14 protein-coding genes are annotated in these 15,522 nt (G+C 64.7%); 8 read left to right on the forward strand and 6 right to left on the reverse strand.

The genetic code is table 11. The annotated features are described in order from the left end of the window. Positions 1–17 precede the first annotated feature (17 nt). From ACNFIA_RS26505 to rpoS, 3 genes are all read left to right on the forward strand, one after another. Positions 18–653 carry a protein-L-isoaspartate(D-aspartate) O-methyltransferase gene (locus ACNFIA_RS26505; RefSeq protein WP_259759704.1) on the forward strand — a complete coding sequence of 212 codons (636 nt, stop codon included), beginning with the start codon at positions 18–20 and terminating at the stop codon, positions 651–653. A 73-nt stretch (positions 654–726) separates the two neighbouring features. Beyond that, positions 727–1,575 carry a peptidoglycan DD-metalloendopeptidase family protein gene (locus tag ACNFIA_RS26510; RefSeq protein WP_416789955.1) on the forward strand — a complete coding sequence of 283 codons (849 nt, stop codon included), beginning with the start codon at positions 727–729 and terminating at the stop codon, positions 1,573–1,575. 95 nt (positions 1,576–1,670) lie between these two features. Beyond that, positions 1,671–2,675: an RNA polymerase sigma factor RpoS gene (rpoS, locus tag ACNFIA_RS26515; RefSeq protein WP_054908164.1), complete on the forward strand. Its 1,005-nt coding sequence runs from the start codon at positions 1,671–1,673 to the stop codon at positions 2,673–2,675. 435 nt (positions 2,676–3,110) lie between these two features. Here the strand turns inward: rpoS and fdxA are convergent, their stop codons facing one another. Together fdxA and mutS are read right to left on the reverse strand one after the other, a co-directional pair. Next, positions 3,111–3,434, reverse strand: coding sequence for a ferredoxin FdxA (gene fdxA / locus ACNFIA_RS26520; RefSeq protein ID WP_259756550.1), 324 nt, complete (start codon positions 3,432–3,434; stop codon positions 3,111–3,113). Positions 3,435–3,499: 65 nt separating this feature from the next. Next, entirely contained in the window at positions 3,500–6,073 is a 2,574-nt protein-coding gene (gene mutS / locus ACNFIA_RS26525; RefSeq protein WP_416789957.1) for a DNA mismatch repair protein MutS, read from the reverse strand. An 82-nt stretch (positions 6,074–6,155) separates the two neighbouring features. Between mutS and ACNFIA_RS26530 the strand changes: the two genes are divergently transcribed. From ACNFIA_RS26530 to recX, 3 genes are all read left to right on the forward strand, one after another. Then, positions 6,156–6,668 (forward strand): CinA family protein, encoded by a 513-nt coding sequence (locus ACNFIA_RS26530; RefSeq protein ID WP_416789959.1) that lies wholly within the window; start codon positions 6,156–6,158, stop codon positions 6,666–6,668. Between the two features lie 85 nt (positions 6,669–6,753). After that, positions 6,754–7,809 (forward strand): recombinase RecA, encoded by a 1,056-nt coding sequence (gene recA, locus ACNFIA_RS26535; RefSeq protein WP_017518010.1) that lies wholly within the window; start codon positions 6,754–6,756, stop codon positions 7,807–7,809. A 5-nt stretch (positions 7,810–7,814) separates the two neighbouring features. Beyond that, positions 7,815–8,279 (forward strand): recombination regulator RecX, encoded by a 465-nt coding sequence (gene recX / locus ACNFIA_RS26540; protein ID WP_416789960.1) that lies wholly within the window; start codon positions 7,815–7,817, stop codon positions 8,277–8,279. Positions 8,280–8,329: 50 nt separating this feature from the next. Here recX and ACNFIA_RS26545 read toward each other — a convergent pair whose 3' ends face one another. Beyond that, positions 8,330–9,403 carry an LOG family protein gene (locus ACNFIA_RS26545; protein ID WP_416789962.1) on the reverse strand — a complete coding sequence of 358 codons (1,074 nt, stop codon included), beginning with the start codon at positions 9,401–9,403 and terminating at the stop codon, positions 8,330–8,332. A 168-nt stretch (positions 9,404–9,571) separates the two neighbouring features. Next, positions 9,572–10,993 carry an MBL fold metallo-hydrolase RNA specificity domain-containing protein gene (locus ACNFIA_RS26550; RefSeq protein WP_416789964.1) on the reverse strand — a complete coding sequence of 474 codons (1,422 nt, stop codon included), beginning with the start codon at positions 10,991–10,993 and terminating at the stop codon, positions 9,572–9,574. A 124-nt stretch (positions 10,994–11,117) separates the two neighbouring features. Here ACNFIA_RS26550 and ACNFIA_RS26555 point away from each other — a divergent pair, with 124 nt between their 5' ends. Continuing rightward, entirely contained in the window at positions 11,118–13,523 is a 2,406-nt protein-coding gene (locus ACNFIA_RS26555) for a xylulose 5-phosphate 3-epimerase (RefSeq protein WP_416789966.1), read from the forward strand. A 40-nt stretch (positions 13,524–13,563) separates the two neighbouring features. Here the strand turns inward: ACNFIA_RS26555 and ACNFIA_RS26560 are convergent, their stop codons facing one another. Both ACNFIA_RS26560 and ACNFIA_RS26565 read right to left on the reverse strand, forming a co-directional pair. Then, a complete protein-coding gene (locus ACNFIA_RS26560) occupies positions 13,564–13,779 on the reverse strand; it encodes a DUF3820 family protein (RefSeq protein WP_017518005.1) in 216 nt (71 codons plus the stop codon). Between the two features lie 9 nt (positions 13,780–13,788). After that, complete coding sequence (locus ACNFIA_RS26565) at positions 13,789–14,196, reverse strand: quorum-sensing-regulated virulence factor family protein (protein WP_259756538.1); 408 nt, start codon at positions 14,194–14,196, stop codon at positions 13,789–13,791. A gap of 398 nt (positions 14,197–14,594) precedes the next feature. On the opposite strand from ACNFIA_RS26565, the gene ACNFIA_RS26570 reads away from it, so the two are divergent. Further along, the gene (locus tag ACNFIA_RS26570; protein ID WP_416789968.1) at positions 14,595–15,311 is read left to right on the forward strand and encodes a tRNA-uridine aminocarboxypropyltransferase; all 717 of its coding nucleotides are present in this window, start codon (positions 14,595–14,597) and stop codon (positions 15,309–15,311) included. Positions 15,312–15,522 lie beyond the last annotated feature (211 nt).

Raw genomic sequence — 15,522 nt, forward strand, 5'->3', positions numbered from 1 at the left:
GTCGCGGTGGGATCGGCATGACCTCCCAGCGCACCCGTGAGCGTCTGATCCAGCGCCTGTATGAAGAAGGCCTGTCCAATGCCCACGTGCTGGAGGTGATCCGCCGTACGCCGCGCCATCTCTTCGTTGACGAGGCGCTGTCGCACCGTGCCTACGAAGACACCGCGCTGCCCATCGGGCACAACCAGACCATCTCGCAACCTTTCATGGTGGCGCGGATGACCGAGCTGCTGCTGGCCGCCGGCCCGCTGGACAAGGTGCTGGAGATCGGAACCGGTTCCGGTTACCAGACAGCCGTGCTGTCGCAGCTCGTGGAACGGGTATTCTCCGTCGAGCGCATCCAGGCCCTGCAGGACCGTGCGAAAGAACGTCTTGTGGAGCTAAACCTGAGAAATGTTGTCTTTCGTTGGGGCGATGGCTGGGAAGGCTGGCCTGCCCTGGCGCCTTACAACGGCATCATCGTCACCGCAGCGGCGGCTGAGGTCCCTCAGGCACTGCTGGACCAACTGGCTCCCGGGGGGCGGCTGGTGATTCCGGTCGGCGGTGGCGAAGTGCAGCAGCTGATGCTGATCGTCCGCACCGAGGATGGCTTCCAGCGCCAGGTGCTGGATTCCGTACGCTTCGTCCCGCTGCTCAACGGTCCGCTAGGCTGAGAGCAAGCCGGTCAAGGCTGCGGTAACTGCCGGCCAGTGAGGCTGGACGTCAATTCATGGATAAGGGGGATGGGTGAGCTTGACAGCGACCCTGCGTCAACGGAACTGGATCAAGGGCCTGGGCCACGTCGTGGTGGCCATTGCCGTTTGCTCTCTGCTGGCGGCCTGTTCTTCAACTTCACGCAGCACGACGACCGTCGTAGACCGCAACGCCCAACAGAAGCCGACTGTCACCAGCGGCCAATACGTCGTGCGCCCCGGTGACACGCTGTACTCCATCGCCTTCCGCTACGGCTGGGACTGGAAAGCCCTGGCGGCACGCAACAATATTTCGGCGCCCTATACCATCCGTCCCGGCCAGGCCATCCGCTTCGATGGCGGTGCGTCGAAAGCGCCGTCTGTCGCGAAAAACACTACGCCTGTCGCTCCGGTAGTTGTCAACAAACCGGCTACCCAGCCTGCCACTGCCAGTAAACCGACCAGTCCCGCCGCCACCACGCCGACGCAGCCGCCCGCCAGCAGCGCAACTCCGGCCGTGGCAGGAGGCGCTCCCGGGGGGTGGATATGGCCAACCAATGGCACTCTTATTGGCCGTTTTGCATCAAACGGCAGTTTGAATAAAGGGATTGATATAGCGGGGCAATTGGGCCAGCCTGTCCTAGCTGCGTCTAATGGCACGGTTGTGTATGCCGGTAGTGGTTTGCGGGGCTACGGCGAACTCGTGATCATCAAGCACAGCGATACCTACGTAAGCGCCTACGGTCACAACCGCAGGTTGCTAGTGCGGGAAGGGCAACAGGTCAAAGTCGGGCAGAACATTGCCGAGATGGGCTCCACAGGGACTGACCGGGTGAAGCTGCACTTCGAGATTCGCCGCCAGGGTAAGCCTGTAGATCCGCTGCAATACTTGCCAAGTCGTTGACGGTAGCTGTTCCCCTGCGTGGGTGAGCGGGCCTAGGTGTCCTAAGGATAAGGAAGCACCTGGGCTTGTTGTCGAACTCAGCAAGGGATAACGACATGGCACTTAAAAAAGAAGGGCCGGAGTTTGACGTCGATGATGAAGTGCTCCTGCTGGAGCCTGGCATCATCCTCGAAGAGTCATTTGCCGAAGAGCAGGTATCGCTTCGAGTCACTCCTAAAGCCACCTCTCTCTCGTCTCTCAAGCAACACAAACACATCGACTACAGCCGCGCACTCGACGCGACCCAGCTGTATCTGAATGAAATCGGTTTCTCGCCACTGCTCACTCCGGAGGAGGAAGTCCACTTTGCGCGCCTCGCGCAGAAGGGCGACCCGGCCGGTCGGCGGCGAATGATCGAAAGCAACCTGCGTCTGGTAGTGAAGATCGCGCGACGTTACGTCAATCGCGGCCTTTCCCTGCTCGACCTGATCGAAGAGGGCAACCTCGGGCTGATCCGCGCGGTGGAGAAATTCGACCCCGAGCGCGGCTTCCGCTTCTCCACCTATGCAACCTGGTGGATTCGTCAGACCATCGAACGGGCCATCATGAACCAGACCCGCACCATCCGGTTGCCGATCCACGTGGTGAAGGAGCTCAACGTCTACCTGCGGGCCGCGCGCGAGCTGACCCACAAGCTGGACCACGAGCCGTCACCCGAGGAAATCGCCAACCTGCTCGAAAAGCCGGTGGACGAGGTCAAGCGGATGCTTGGTCTGAACGAGCGGGTCACCTCAGTGGATGTTTCCCTGGGCCCGGATTCGGACAAGACCCTGCTCGATACCCTGACCGATGACCGACCCACCGATCCCTGCGAACTGCTGCAGGACGATGACCTCAGCGAGAGCATCGATCTATGGCTGTCGGAACTGACCGACAAGCAGCGCGAGGTGGTGATTCGCCGCTTCGGCCTGCGCGGCCATGAAAGCAGCACCCTGGAGGAAGTCGGCCAGGAAATCGGCCTGACCCGCGAGCGGGTTCGGCAGATCCAGGTCGAGGCCCTCAAGCGTCTGCGGGAGATCCTCGAGAAGAACGGCCTGTCGAGCGACGCACTGTTCCAGTAGCGCCCAGGTCGACAACGAAGAAGCCCGGATGATTCCGGGCTTTTTTATGCGCCATGCTGTAAGCATTCGCTTACATGACGTGTGAGCGTTCAGCTTGAATCCCCGCCAGCTTCGACGTCGATTATTTCTATCTAATTGTTTTTTAAGGATTTCATTTTTGTCGCCCTTAGAGAAAAGGGCCGGGTGTGCGAAAGTGCCCCACTTGCCGCGATCCGGCAGGCGGGTAATATCACTGCTGCGTACACGGAAAGACGCAGGCCGGTAAGGATGTCGGTCAGGACCCCCGCAGGATGCGGTTCATCAGGATGATGAATAGGGAATAAAGAGTGGGCGGGTTATCCCGCCCCTTTTTTTTGCCCGCAGAAAAGTAATGCCCCGAAAAAGAGAAAGGCCCGCACTTGGCGGGCCTTTCGCGTTTCTGCAGTGCAGCGCAGATCAGCGCTCCAGGAACTGCAGCTTGTTCGGCTTGCCGTCCCACTCTTCGGCGTCCGGCAGGGAATCCTTCTTCTCGGTGATGTTCGGCCATACATCGGCCAAATCCTTGTTCAGCTCGATGAACTCCTGCATGCCATCCGGGACTTCGTCCTCGGAGAAGATCGCCTGTGCCGGGCACTCCGGTTCGCACAGGGCGCAGTCGATGCATTCATCCGGGTGGATGACCAGGAAGTTCGGGCCTTCGTAGAAGCAGTCCACCGGGCATACTTCCACGCAGTCGGTGTATTTGCACTTGATGCAGTTGTCGGTGACGACGAAGGTCATTTCTAATTTTCTCCTCAGGCGGGCGGCTAAGCGCGCGCGATTCTAGCAGCTTGTCCCGCGGTCCGTCAGACTCGCGTCTTCCATGCATATAACAATTCGAGAGCTTGGCGCGGCGTCAGGTCATCAGGGCTGACACGCGTCAGCTCTTCGATGATGGGGTGCGGCAGGCTGGCGAACAGGTCGCTCTGCAGTGGCGCCGGGCTTTTCGGGTCATTGGAGCGCGGCGCCTCGTGGGGCAGGCTGGTGGTTTCCAGTCGCGCCAGGTGCTCGCGAGCGCGCCGAATGACCGCACCCGGCACGCCGGCCAATTGCGCGACCGCCAGGCCATAACTCTGACTGGCCGGGCCGGGCAGTACGTGGTGCAGGAAAACGATGCGCTCGTTGTGTTCCGTGGCGTTCAGGTGCACGTTGGCCACCGCCGGCTCGCTTTCCGGCAGTACGGTCAGCTCGAAATAGTGCGTCGCGAACAGGGTGAAGGCGCGCAGTCGGGCCAGATGCTCGGCGGCGGACCACGCGAGCGACAGGCCATCGAAGGTACTGGTGCCGCGGCCCACTTCGTCCATCAGCACCAGGCTGCGGTCGGTGGCATTGTGCAGGATATTCGCGGTTTCGCTCATCTCCACCATGAAGGTGGAGCGGCCGCCGGCAAGGTCGTCCGACGAGCCGATGCGGGTGAAGATGCGGTCCACCAGTGACAGTTCGCAGCGCGCCGCCGGGACGAAGCTGCCGATGTGCGCCAGCAGCACGATCAGCGCCGTTTGCCGCATATAGGTCGATTTACCACCCATGTTCGGGCCGGTAATCACCAGCATGCGGGTGTCTTCGTCGAGGTTGAGGTCGTTGGCGACGAACGGCGTATCCAATACCTGCTCGACGACCGGATGGCGGCCCTGCTCGATGAGAATGCCAGACTCTTCGACGAAGCGCGGACGGTTCAGGTCGAGGTTCAGTGCGCGTTCGGCCAGATTGGCCAGGACGTCCAGCTCCGCCAGGGCGGCGGCGGTGTCCTGCAGCGGCGCCAATTGGGCGATCAACAATTCCAGCAGCTCTTCGTAGAGCTGCTTCTCGCGGGCCAGCGCGCGGCTCTGGGCTGACAGGGCCTTGTCTTCGAAGGCTTTCAGTTCGGGAGTAATGAAGCGTTCGGCGCCTTTGAGGGTCTGGCGGCGAATGTAGTCGGCCGGGGCCTGTTCGGCCTGCACGCGGGGCAGTTCGATGTAGTAACCGTGGATGCGGTTGTAGCCGACCTTCAGGTTCGGCAGGCCGGTGCGGGCCTTTTCCCGAATCTCCAGGTCCATCAGGTACTGGCCGGCGTTTTCGCTGAGCATTTGCAGCTCGTCCAGCTCGGCGTCGTAGCCGCGTGCGATGACGCCGCCGTCGCGGATCACTGCCGGCGGGTTCTCGATCACGGCGCGAGCCAGCAGGTCGGCCAGTTCCGGATAGGTGCGGATGTTATTGGCCAGCTCGCCCAGGTGCGGGGCTTCCAGCTCGGTCATGCCGCTCTGCAGTTCCGGCAGCGCGACGAGGGCATCGCGCAGGCGGGCGAGGTCGCGCGGGCGGGCGTTGCGCAGGCCGATCCGGGCGAGGATACGTTCGACGTCACCGATTTCCTTCAGCTGCGGCTGGAGGATTTCGAAGCGATAGCGCTCCAGCAGGCAGGCGATGGATTCCTGGCGGGCTTCCAGCACGGCGCGGTCGCGCAACGGGCGGTTCAGCCAGCGGGTCAGCAGACGGCTGCCCATGGCGGTCTGGCAGCGGTCGACCACCGATTGCAGGGTGTTGTCGCGCCCGCCGGCGAGGTTGGTATCCAATTCCAGGTTGCGACGGCTGGCGCCATCGAGGATCACGGTATCGTCGATGCGCTCGTGGCGTAGGCTGCGCAGGTGCGGCAGGGCGGTGCGCTGGGTTTCCTTGGCGTAGGCCAGCAGGCAGCCGGCGGCACCGATGGCCAGGGTCAGGTCCTGGCAGCCGAAGCCCTTGAGGTCCTGGACGCCGAACTGCTGGCACAGGCTCTTCTTCGCCGAGTCGCGATCGAAGTCCCACGGCGCGCGGCGGTGCGCGCCGCGGCGCTTTTCGGCCGGCAGGCCCTGGGGCCAGTCATCGGGGATCAGCAATTCGGCAGGGTTCATGCGCTCCAGTTCGGCCAGGAGGGTTTCCCAGCCTTTTATTTCTTGGACGTTGAAGCGGCCGCTGGTGATGTCCAGCACGGCCAGGCCGAACAGGCGCTCATCGCCCAGCACGGCGGCGATCAGGTTGTCGCGGCGCTCGTCGAGCAGCGCTTCGTCGCTGACAGTGCCGGGCGTCAGGATACGCACCACCTGGCGCTCCACCGGGCCCTTGCTGGTGGCCGGGTCGCCAATCTGCTCGCAGATCACCACCGATTCGCCGAGCTTCACCAGCTTGGCCAGGTAGCCTTCGGCGGAGTGGAACGGGATGCCGGCCATGGGAATGGACGTGCCGGCAGACTGGCCGCGGGCGGTCAGGGTGATGTCCAGCAGCTTGGCGGCCTTCTTGGCGTCCTCGTAGAACAGCTCGTAGAAGTCGCCCATGCGGTAGAACATCAGTTGATCCGGGTGCTGGTTCTTCAGCTTCCAGTACTGCTGCATCATCGGTGTGTGGGCGGAGAGGTCGCTTTGACTCATGGCTTCTGGCTGTCCGGCTTCAACATGCAAAAGCGCCTAGTGTACGGTATCCGCCTGGCCTTCTTTAACCCCGGAGCGCACTGTGCCTGTCACCGATTCCGTCATTACCGATCTCGCTGCCCGATTGGGCGCCCGGCTCGCTGCCAACCATTTGCGCGTCACCACCGCCGAATCCTGCACCGGCGGCGGAATCGCCGAGGCGATCACGCGCATTGCCGGCAGCTCCGCCTGGTTCGAGGCGGGCTACGTGACCTATTCCAATAGCCAGAAGACCCGTCAGCTGGACGTGCCGGCCGAGCTGTTCGCCCAGGTTGGTGCGGTGAGCCGGGAAGTGGTCGAGGCCATGGTCGCCGGTGCCCTGCCGCGTAGCGGGGCGGACATTGCTGTGGCGGTGAGCGGAATTGCCGGGCCGGACGGCGGTTCTGCCGAGAAGCCGGTGGGCACCGTCTGGTTGGCCTGGAGGAAAGGCGAACAGGTGTTCAGCGAACGGCGCCTGTATGCCGGTGATCGGGAAGCTGTGCGCCGGCAAACCGTGGCGACCGCTCTGGAAGGGCTGTTGCGACTGGCGGACGGGGAAAATCCGATTCAGGGGTAGGCGAGCGGCTTGCCCTGTGGAATAATACTGGCTACTTATACAGTTGTTCGTGGCCGCCCGGCCGCCTGACTTCGCGAGGACTTCAATGGACGACAACAAGAAGCGCGCCCTGGCCGCGGCCCTGGGACAGATCGAACGCCAATTCGGCAAAGGCGCGGTCATGCGCATGGGCGACCATGAGCGCCAGGCGATTCCCGCCATCTCCACCGGCTCGCTGGGGCTGGACATCGCGCTGGGCATCGGCGGTCTGCCGAAGGGCCGTATCGTCGAGATCTACGGTCCGGAATCCTCGGGTAAGACCACGCTGACCCTGTCGGTCATCGCCCAGGCCCAGAAGGCCGGCGCCACCTGCGCCTTCGTCGACGCCGAACACGCCCTGGACCCGGACTACGCCGGCAAGCTGGGCGTCAACGTCGATGACCTGCTGGTTTCCCAGCCGGACACCGGCGAACAGGCCCTGGAAATCACCGACATGCTGGTGCGCTCCAACGCCGTTGACGTGATCATCGTCGACTCCGTGGCCGCCCTGGTACCGAAAGCCGAAATCGAAGGCGAGATGGGCGATCAGCACGTTGGCCTGCAGGCCCGTCTGATGTCCCAGGCGCTGCGCAAGATCACCGGCAACATCAAGAACGCCAACTGCCTGGTCATCTTCATCAACCAGATCCGTATGAAGATCGGCGTGATGTTCGGCAACCCGGAAACCACCACCGGCGGTAACGCGCTGAAGTTCTACTCCTCCGTCCGTCTCGACATCCGTCGCACCGGCGCGGTGAAGGAAGGCGACGAAGTGGTTGGCAGCGAAACCCGCGTCAAGGTCGTGAAGAACAAGGTCGCGCCGCCGTTCCGTCAGGCCGAGTTCCAGATCATGTACGGCCGCGGCATCTACCGCACCGGCGAGATCATCGATCTGGGCGTACAACTGGGCCTGATCGAGAAGTCCGGCGCCTGGTACAGCTACCAGGGCAGCAAGATCGGCCAGGGCAAGGCCAACGCCGCCAAGTTCCTGGAAGACAACACCGAGATCTGCAACACCCTCGACAAGGCCATCCGCGAGCAGCTGCTGACCAACCAGCCGGCGCCGACCAAGGCCGAACTCGCTGCGGCGGAAGCCGAAGCGGAAGCTGAAGCCGACTACTGATCGCGATGGCCGTCGAGCTCGATAATCCCGTCGCGGTGCGACGGGTCGCCATGGACCTGCTTGCACGACGCGAGCATGGCCGGGCGGAGCTCTCGCGCAAGCTGCGGCAACGCGGTGCGACGCAGGACCTGATCGACCTCGCCCTCGACCGCCTGGCCGAGGAGGGGTTGCTCAATGAAAGCCGTTACCTGGAAAGCTATATCGCCAGTCGCGCACGAGCCGGTTACGGTCCGGTGCGGATTCGCGAGGAGCTGTCGCAGCGTGGTTTGCCCCGTGGCGAGATCGACGGTGCACTGAGCGAGTCGGACGTCGACTGGAACGAAAACCTGCGTGAAGTCTGGCGCCGCAAGTTTGCCCGGCTGCCGCAGGACGCTCGCGAACGAGCCCAGCAGGGCCGGTTCCTGAGCTATCGGGGTTACTCGATGGAGGCGATCAGCCGGTTGCTCAGTGGCCGACGATCGGATGATTGAATGAAGAAGGCACCCTTTGGGTGCCTTTTTTGTTTTCGGGACGGGGACTATCAGCGCTCCCAGTTCTCCGGCTGGTTGATGAAGTTCAACAGCTCACGCAAACGCCCCTGGTCGCGGCCGTTGAAGGCGAAGGCCAGGCGGGTGAGATGGGAGAACTCCGGCTCATCCAGCTCCGATTCGCTATAGGGCTGCTGGTGGAAGCCATCGCTCACGCACAGGCTGCCGAATTCCTGCTCCAGCAATTGCAGCGCCCGCACGCTCAGGGGGTGGTTGAGGCGGATCACGAAGCGATCCTTGAGCCAGCGGCTGGAATGGAAGTTGCTGTAGAACTGGGCAATTTCCTCCGCGGCTTCGTCGGCGGTGTGCACCAGCTTCATCAGGTTCATGTCGCTGGGCAGGATGTAGCCGTTGTCCTGCAACTGCTCCTTGATGAATTCCAGGGCGTGATCCCAGTAATGCCCGCCCGGCTGGTCGAGCAGTACCACGGGCACCAGCGGGCTCTTGCCGGTCTGGATCAGGGTGAGCACTTCCAGCGCCTCGTCCAGCGTGCCGAAGCCGCCAGGGCATAGCACCAGAGCGTCGGCTTCCTTGACGAAGAACAGCTTGCGCAGGAAGAAGAAGTGGAACGACAGCAGGTTGCTGGTGCCGTCCACGGTGCGGTTGGCGTGTTGCTCGAAGGGCAGGGTGATGTTGAAGCCGAGGCTGTTTTCCAGCCCGGCGCCTTCATGGGCAGCGGCCATGATGCCGCCGCCGGCGCCGGTGATGACCATCAGGTCGTAACAGGCCAGGGTTTCGCCCAGTTCCCGGGCCAGGGCATACACAGGGTGGTCGGCCGGCGTGCGGGCCGAACCGAATACGGTGACTTTGCGGCGACGCTTGAACTGCTCCAGGGTGCTGAAGGCGTGCTCCATCTCGCGCAGGGTCTGCAGCATGATCTTGGCGTCCCAGCGGTTGCGGTCTGCCTGGGCCATGCGCGCCACGGTGGTGAGCATTTCGCGGTACAGCGGCAGGTTCTGGCTGTTGCCAGGCGCGGCCAGTTCGGCCAGTTCCTCGATCTTCTGCGCCAGGTCGGTGCCGCTGGTCTGGAAGTGTCTGGAGAGGTAGTCGTCGGGCTCATAGGGCATGTTGATACTCCTTGTTCATCAACCCCTGATCGCCTGTCCATGGGCGGCGCCGGCCACGCAGGGTGGCTCTGGCGGGGATGCAGTGGCGCTTCGCCGCACGCACAGGGGTCAGCAGGAGGCCTGCGCAGTCTGGCACGCGGGGTGTGACAGTCGGTGCGGCCTCGATATTCAGATGGCGATCCGGTCTCCGGGCTCCGGAATGTTGGCCGTCCAGCTCAGGCGATCCTGGAGTGCGCCCTTGAGTACATCCATCTTTTCCCGCTCGCCATGTATCAGGTATAGCTCGGGTTTGTTCTCGAAGTGCTCAACCCACTGAATTAATTGTGATTGTCCCGCGTGCGCGGAGAATCCGCCGAGGGTGTGGATCTGCGCCTTGACGCTGATGCGCTGACGCAGGATGCGCACCGTCTCGGCGCCGTCGACGATGGCGCGGCCCAGCGTGCCCTGGGCCTGGAAGCCGGGGAAGACGATGTGGCATTCCTCGCGCCAGAGGTTGTGCTTGAGGTGGTGCACGATGCGCCCGCCGGTGCACATGCCGCTGCCGGCGATGATGATGGCGCCGCTCTTGATGCGGTTCAGCGCCATGGATTCCTCGGCGCTCTGGGTGGTGCGCAGGACCGGTAGCCATTCGCCGACCTTGGCGGTGCCGGTGCCGCGCATGTATTCGCGGTCGACGTCGGCGATCTCGCCGATGTGTTGCAGGTAGATGTTGTTGGCCTGCGCGGCCATGGGGCTGTCGAGGTACACCACCTGTTGCGGCAGGCGGCCTTCCTGGTAGAAGCGCCCGAGGTAGTAGATCAGGTCCTGCGTGCGGCCCACGGCGAAGGAAGGGATCAGCACGTTGCCGCCTTCGTTCTGGGCGCGCTGGAGGATGCCGGCCAGTTCCAGCAGGGTGTCGTTGGCGTCTCGGTGGTCGCGGTCACCGTAGGTGGATTCGAGCAGCACCACGTCGGCGCGGGTCAGTGGCGTGGGCGTGCGCATCAGCGGCGAGCAGGTGCTGCCCAGGTCGCCGGAGAACACCAGGCGCCGGGTCGAGCCGAATTCATGGATCTCCAGTTCGACGATGGCCGAGCCGAGGATGTGCCCGGCGTTGTGGAAGGTCACGCGGATGCCGCGCGCCACGTCCACGGTGCTGCCGTAGCTGACACGACGGCGCTGGTTCAGGGCGCGGGAGGCGTCTTCCACGGTGTACAGCGGTTTGACCGACGGCTTGTTCAGTCGCGTGCGCCACTTGTTCTCCCACTCGGCGTCCTTCTCCTGGATGTGCGCCGAGTCCATCAGCATCAACTCCAGCAGATCGCAGCAGGATTCGGTGGCGTAGATCGGGCCCTTGTAGCCTTCCTTCGCCAGGCGCGGCAGCAGGCCGCTGTGGTCCAGGTGGGCGTGGGACAGGACGACGGCGTCGAGTTCCTTCGGGTCGAAGGGGAAGGGTGTGCGATTGCTCGCCTCGTTCTCCCGGGTGCCCAGGTGATGGCTGCGCCCCTGGCGCATCCCGCATTCGAGCAGCACGCGGACGCCGTCACGGGTTTCCAGAAGGTAGCAGGAACCGGTGACTTCCTGGATCGCGCCGATAAAGGTGAGAAGCGCCATGTCGTCTCCTTGTGGGAATTCTCGTTCAGCCTTGCCCGAATGGTCGGGATGGTCGTTGATACATGTCAGCGCCAGTCCGATCTGTAGCGACCTAGACTTCCTGCATAGCCAAGGGAGAGCCGTCATGTCACAGATCCTGCCAAGCCCTGAGGAGCTTGCCGCCCATGCGGCAGCCGAGCCGGAATATGCCCGCTGGCTGCAAGGCCGTGGTCCGCTTCAGCATAGCGTGCAGACCCAGGCGGCGGTCTTTCGTGTCGCTCATCAATTGGTCCAGTCGGGTCTGCAACCTGATCTGGCTGCCGCCTACAGGCTGTTCGGCGCGCTGGATCGCCTCACCTGCGCCGGCCTCTGGCTGGTGGCGCACATGACCTATGCCAAGCGTGTACGCCTGGATGGCGCACCCTTGCAGGCCGGGGACTTCAAGGCTCAGCCCGAGGGCCATACCGGCGGCGCGTTGAACATGGTGCCGGCCTACGCCGGCTACCTCGCCCTGAATGCGTTGAGTGGCAAGACCCGCGGTTGGCTGATGGGGCAGGGACACTGCGTGGCGGCCATCGATGCGCTCAACGTGCTGACCGGAAATCTCCACCCGGAGCAGGCAGCCGCCTACGGCGACGGCGTGGCCGGACTGGATCGGCTGGTGCAGGACTTCTACAGCTACGCGCAGACACCGGAGGGCAAGGTCGCCGCGCCGCTGGGCAGCCACGTCAACCCGCACACCGCCGGTGGGATCGCCGAGGGCGGTTACCTCGGGTTCGCCGAGCTGATGTACGCGCACATGCCGCTGCCGGGCGAGACGCTGGTGGCGTTTCTTTCCGACGGCGCCGCCGAGGAGCAGCGCGGCAGCGACTGGATTCCCCGCTGGTGGCGCGCCGAGGACTGCGGCACGGCCCTGCCGGTGATGATCGCCAATGGCCGGCGCATCGAGCAGCGTACCGACCTGGGCACCCACGAAGGGCTGGAAGGCTTCAAGCTGCACCTGCGGCGCTGCGGCTTCGACCCGATCAGCTTCGACGGCCGCGACCCGGCGGCCTTCGTCTGCGCCCTGTGGGAAATGGAGCAACGCCTGCAACACCGCGTCGATGAGAAGGAACGCGGCATCCTGCGCTATCCGCTGCCGATACCCTATGGCATTGCCGAAACGACCAAGGGCTATGGCTTCTATGGCGCCGGCAGCAACGCCGCGCACAACCTGCCGCTGCCCGGCAACCCCAGCGAGGACGCCGCGGCGCGGGAGCTGTTCAACCAGCACGCGGCGCCCCTCTGGGTCGAACCCGACGAGTTGGCCGCGGCCTGCCGGCTGTTCAGCGACTCCCACGGCGGGCGGGTGCTGGAGCGTGACAACCCGCTGGCGGTGCGCCGGCCCATCGAGCCGTCAATCCCGCCGCTGCAGTACCGCAACGATCAGTGCTCGCCCATGGCGGCGCTGGACCGTTTCTTCGTCGACCTGTGCGCTGCCAACCCTGACCTGCGCGCCCGCGTGGGCAACCCGGACGAGTTGGCCAGCAACCGCCTGGGTGGCGTGCTCAAGGCGCTGCGGCACCGGGTGAGCGAACCGGAAAGCGAGTTGGAGGCGGTGGACGGCCGGGTCATTACGGCGCTCAACGAAGAGGCCGTGGTTTCCGCCTGCCTGGCCAACCAGGGCGGGCTGAATCTGGTGGCCAGCTATGAAGCCTTCTGCGTGAAGATGCTCGGCGCAGTGCGCCAGACGCTGATCTTCGCCCGCCAGCAGAAGGAGGCCGGGCGACCGGCGGGCTGGCTTGGCTGGCCGCTGGTGGCGACCTCGCATACCTGGGAGAACGGCAAGAACCAGCAATCCCACCAGGACACCACTTTCTGCGAGGCGCTGCTGGGCGAGATGAGCGACATGGTGCGGGTGGTCTTCCCGGCCGACCACAACAGCCTGCTGGCGCTGCTGCCGGACATCTACCGCAGCCGCGGGCAACTGGCCTGCATCGTGGCGCCCAAGCGCGAGCGGCCATCGGTGTTCACCCAGGCCCAGGCCGAGCAACTGGCGCGCGATGGCGCGATTCTGATGGACGAGCACCCGGGCGCCGAGCCGCTGCTGCTGATCGCCAACGGTAGTTACCAACTGGCAGAGATGCGCCGCGCCGCCCTGCGGCTGGAAGAGGCCGGCTATCCCTACCGGCTGGTGTATCTGCAGGAGCCGGGGCGCTTCCGTGCCCCGCGCGACAGCTGGGAACTGCAATCGCTGGCCGACGAGTCCGTGGCCATGCGCCTGTTCCCCGACCATTACCAGCGCCGCGTGCTGCTCACCCACATGCGCCCGGAAGTCGCCCGCGGGCACCTCTGGCCGATCCTGCCGGATGCGCTGAAGACGGCGGTGCTGGGGTATCGCAACCAGGGTGGCACGCTGGACGAGGCGGGCATGCTGTTCGCCAACCGTTGCAGCTGGGGGCATGTGCTGGCGGCGTGCGCACGCTTGCTGGACGTGCCGCGCAGTGCCCTGCTCGCGCCGGACGAGGCGGCCGCGGTGGCCGGCAAGGACAGCCCGACCGTGCTGCGTTGACCGGCCCCGGCGCCACCACCGCAAGGTGCTGGCGCCGGCGTCAGCGCTTGAGTGGTTTGATCAGGCCGTCGAGGCCGTCGATCTTCAGTTCCAGGGTCAGTTGCATCAGCCGGCCCAGTTCACCGGGCGGGAACTGCCCCTTCTTGTAGAACCACAGCAGATACTCGTCCGGCAGGTCCACCAGCATGCGGCCCTGGTACTTGCCGAAGGGCATCGGCGTGCGCGCGATCTTCAGCAACTGTTCCTTGTCGAGCATCGCGGCGGCTTACTTCTGCAGCTTGATCTTGCAGCTGCCGGCGTCGAAGCGCTCGGTGGCGACCGGGGCGTTGGTCTTGTACTCGGTGAAGCTGTACGTGAGGATTGCGCCCTTGGCCAGCAGCTGGCGGTAGGCCGTGTTGCCGCAGACACTGTCGCCCAGCTGGCTGCGCACGCTGTCGGGGTTTTCGCGCATGCGCTGGGCATGGCTGGCGCGCACGCTCAGGTGGTTGATCAGTTGCGGGCCTTCGACCGTGTAGCCCTGGTCGAGGATGTCCTCGTTGATGGCGCGCGGGGTGCCTTCGCTGCTTTCCTTGGCGACCTTTTCCAGGGTCTGGGTCAGTTCGAAGTCCTTCTTCGACGCGGCGTGCGCGACGGGAATGACGAGGCAGAGGGCGAGGGCGGTGAGGCGCAGCATGGGCATCTCCTGACAATGGTGCCGATTCGACCATGGCAAACCTTCCGGGTTCGCCGGTCACAAGCCGCCTATTGTCCCTTAAAACGGCCCGCCTGCCGAGAAACTGTTACCTCAGGCCGCCGCTCCCGTCGCCGGGCGGCCAACCGCGTCAAAGGATGGGTAGACAGTCGCGGCCGGTGAGCCCGCCGCCCACGCCAACGGTGCAACTACCAGGGAGCGTACCGACAGGAGATCCCCGTCCGGCCCTGAACCACAGCCTCAAGGTCCTGGGCGCAAGAAACCGCCGGGCCGCCCACAGGGAGGCGGGCGGCGGCTCTGGTACAATCGCGGTCCGCAACCGTCGTCCCGTTCGAGCCTTCGATGTATCGTCCGATCTTCCGCACCCTGGTGGCCACCCCATGAGCCACGCCGTCGCCCGCCTGCGCGATGAGCGCCTGGCCCGCTGCCTCAAGCCGTTCCTCGCCCGTGGGTCGCGCTCGCCGCGCTGCCCTGGCTGCCGCCTGCGGCCGAACTACTGCATGTGCAGCCTGCGCCCGCAGGTGGAGTGCCATTCGGCGATGTGCCTGGTGATGTTCGATACCGAGCCGCTCAAGCCGAGCAACACCGGCTGGCTGATCGCCGAGACGGTGCCCGAGACCTGGGCGTTCGGCTGGTCGCGCATCGAGGTGGACCCGGCGCTGCTGGCGCTGCTCGATGATCCGCAGTGGCAGCCGTACATGGTGTTCCCCGGCGAGTTCGTCCCGCCCGAGCGCGTGGTCACCACGGTGGAGCCGCAGGACGGCAAGCGCCCGCTGTTCATCCTGCTCGACGCCACCTGGAACGAAGCACGCAAGATGTTCCGCAAGAGCCCGTACCTGGACCGCTTCCCGGTGCTGAGCATCACCCCCGACGCGCTGTCGCGCTACCGCCTGCGCCGCTCCAAGTTCGACGAGCACCTGTGCACCGCCGAGGTGGCCGCGTTGTGCCTGGGCCTGGCTGGCGACCGCCGCGCCGGCGATGCACTGGACGCCTACCTGGACGTGTTCAGCGAGCGCTACCTGGGCTCCAAGCGCCAGCAGCCGCTGGATGAGCAGAGCCCGGCGCATCTGGCGTTGAGGCCCTTTACCCAGCGTTGATCGGATTGTTCCTGCGCCTAGTGCAGGAGCGTGCCATGCCCGCGATCGCGCGCATGGCGCGCTCCTACAGATTGGCACTGAGCTCAATCGCAGGGGGGGGAGCTCAGGGGATACTCCCGCTGCTATGGGGTGATGGGTATCGCTGCGCGCCACGCCATCCTACCCGGGTGGCCACGGCAGCCGCGGGCACGTTCGGTTCGCGAGCAAGCTC

It is taken from the genome of Pseudomonas sp. NY15437 (assembly GCF_048068435.1).
In the GTDB taxonomy this organism is placed as follows: domain Bacteria; phylum Pseudomonadota; class Gammaproteobacteria; order Pseudomonadales; family Pseudomonadaceae; genus Pseudomonas; species Pseudomonas nitroreducens_B.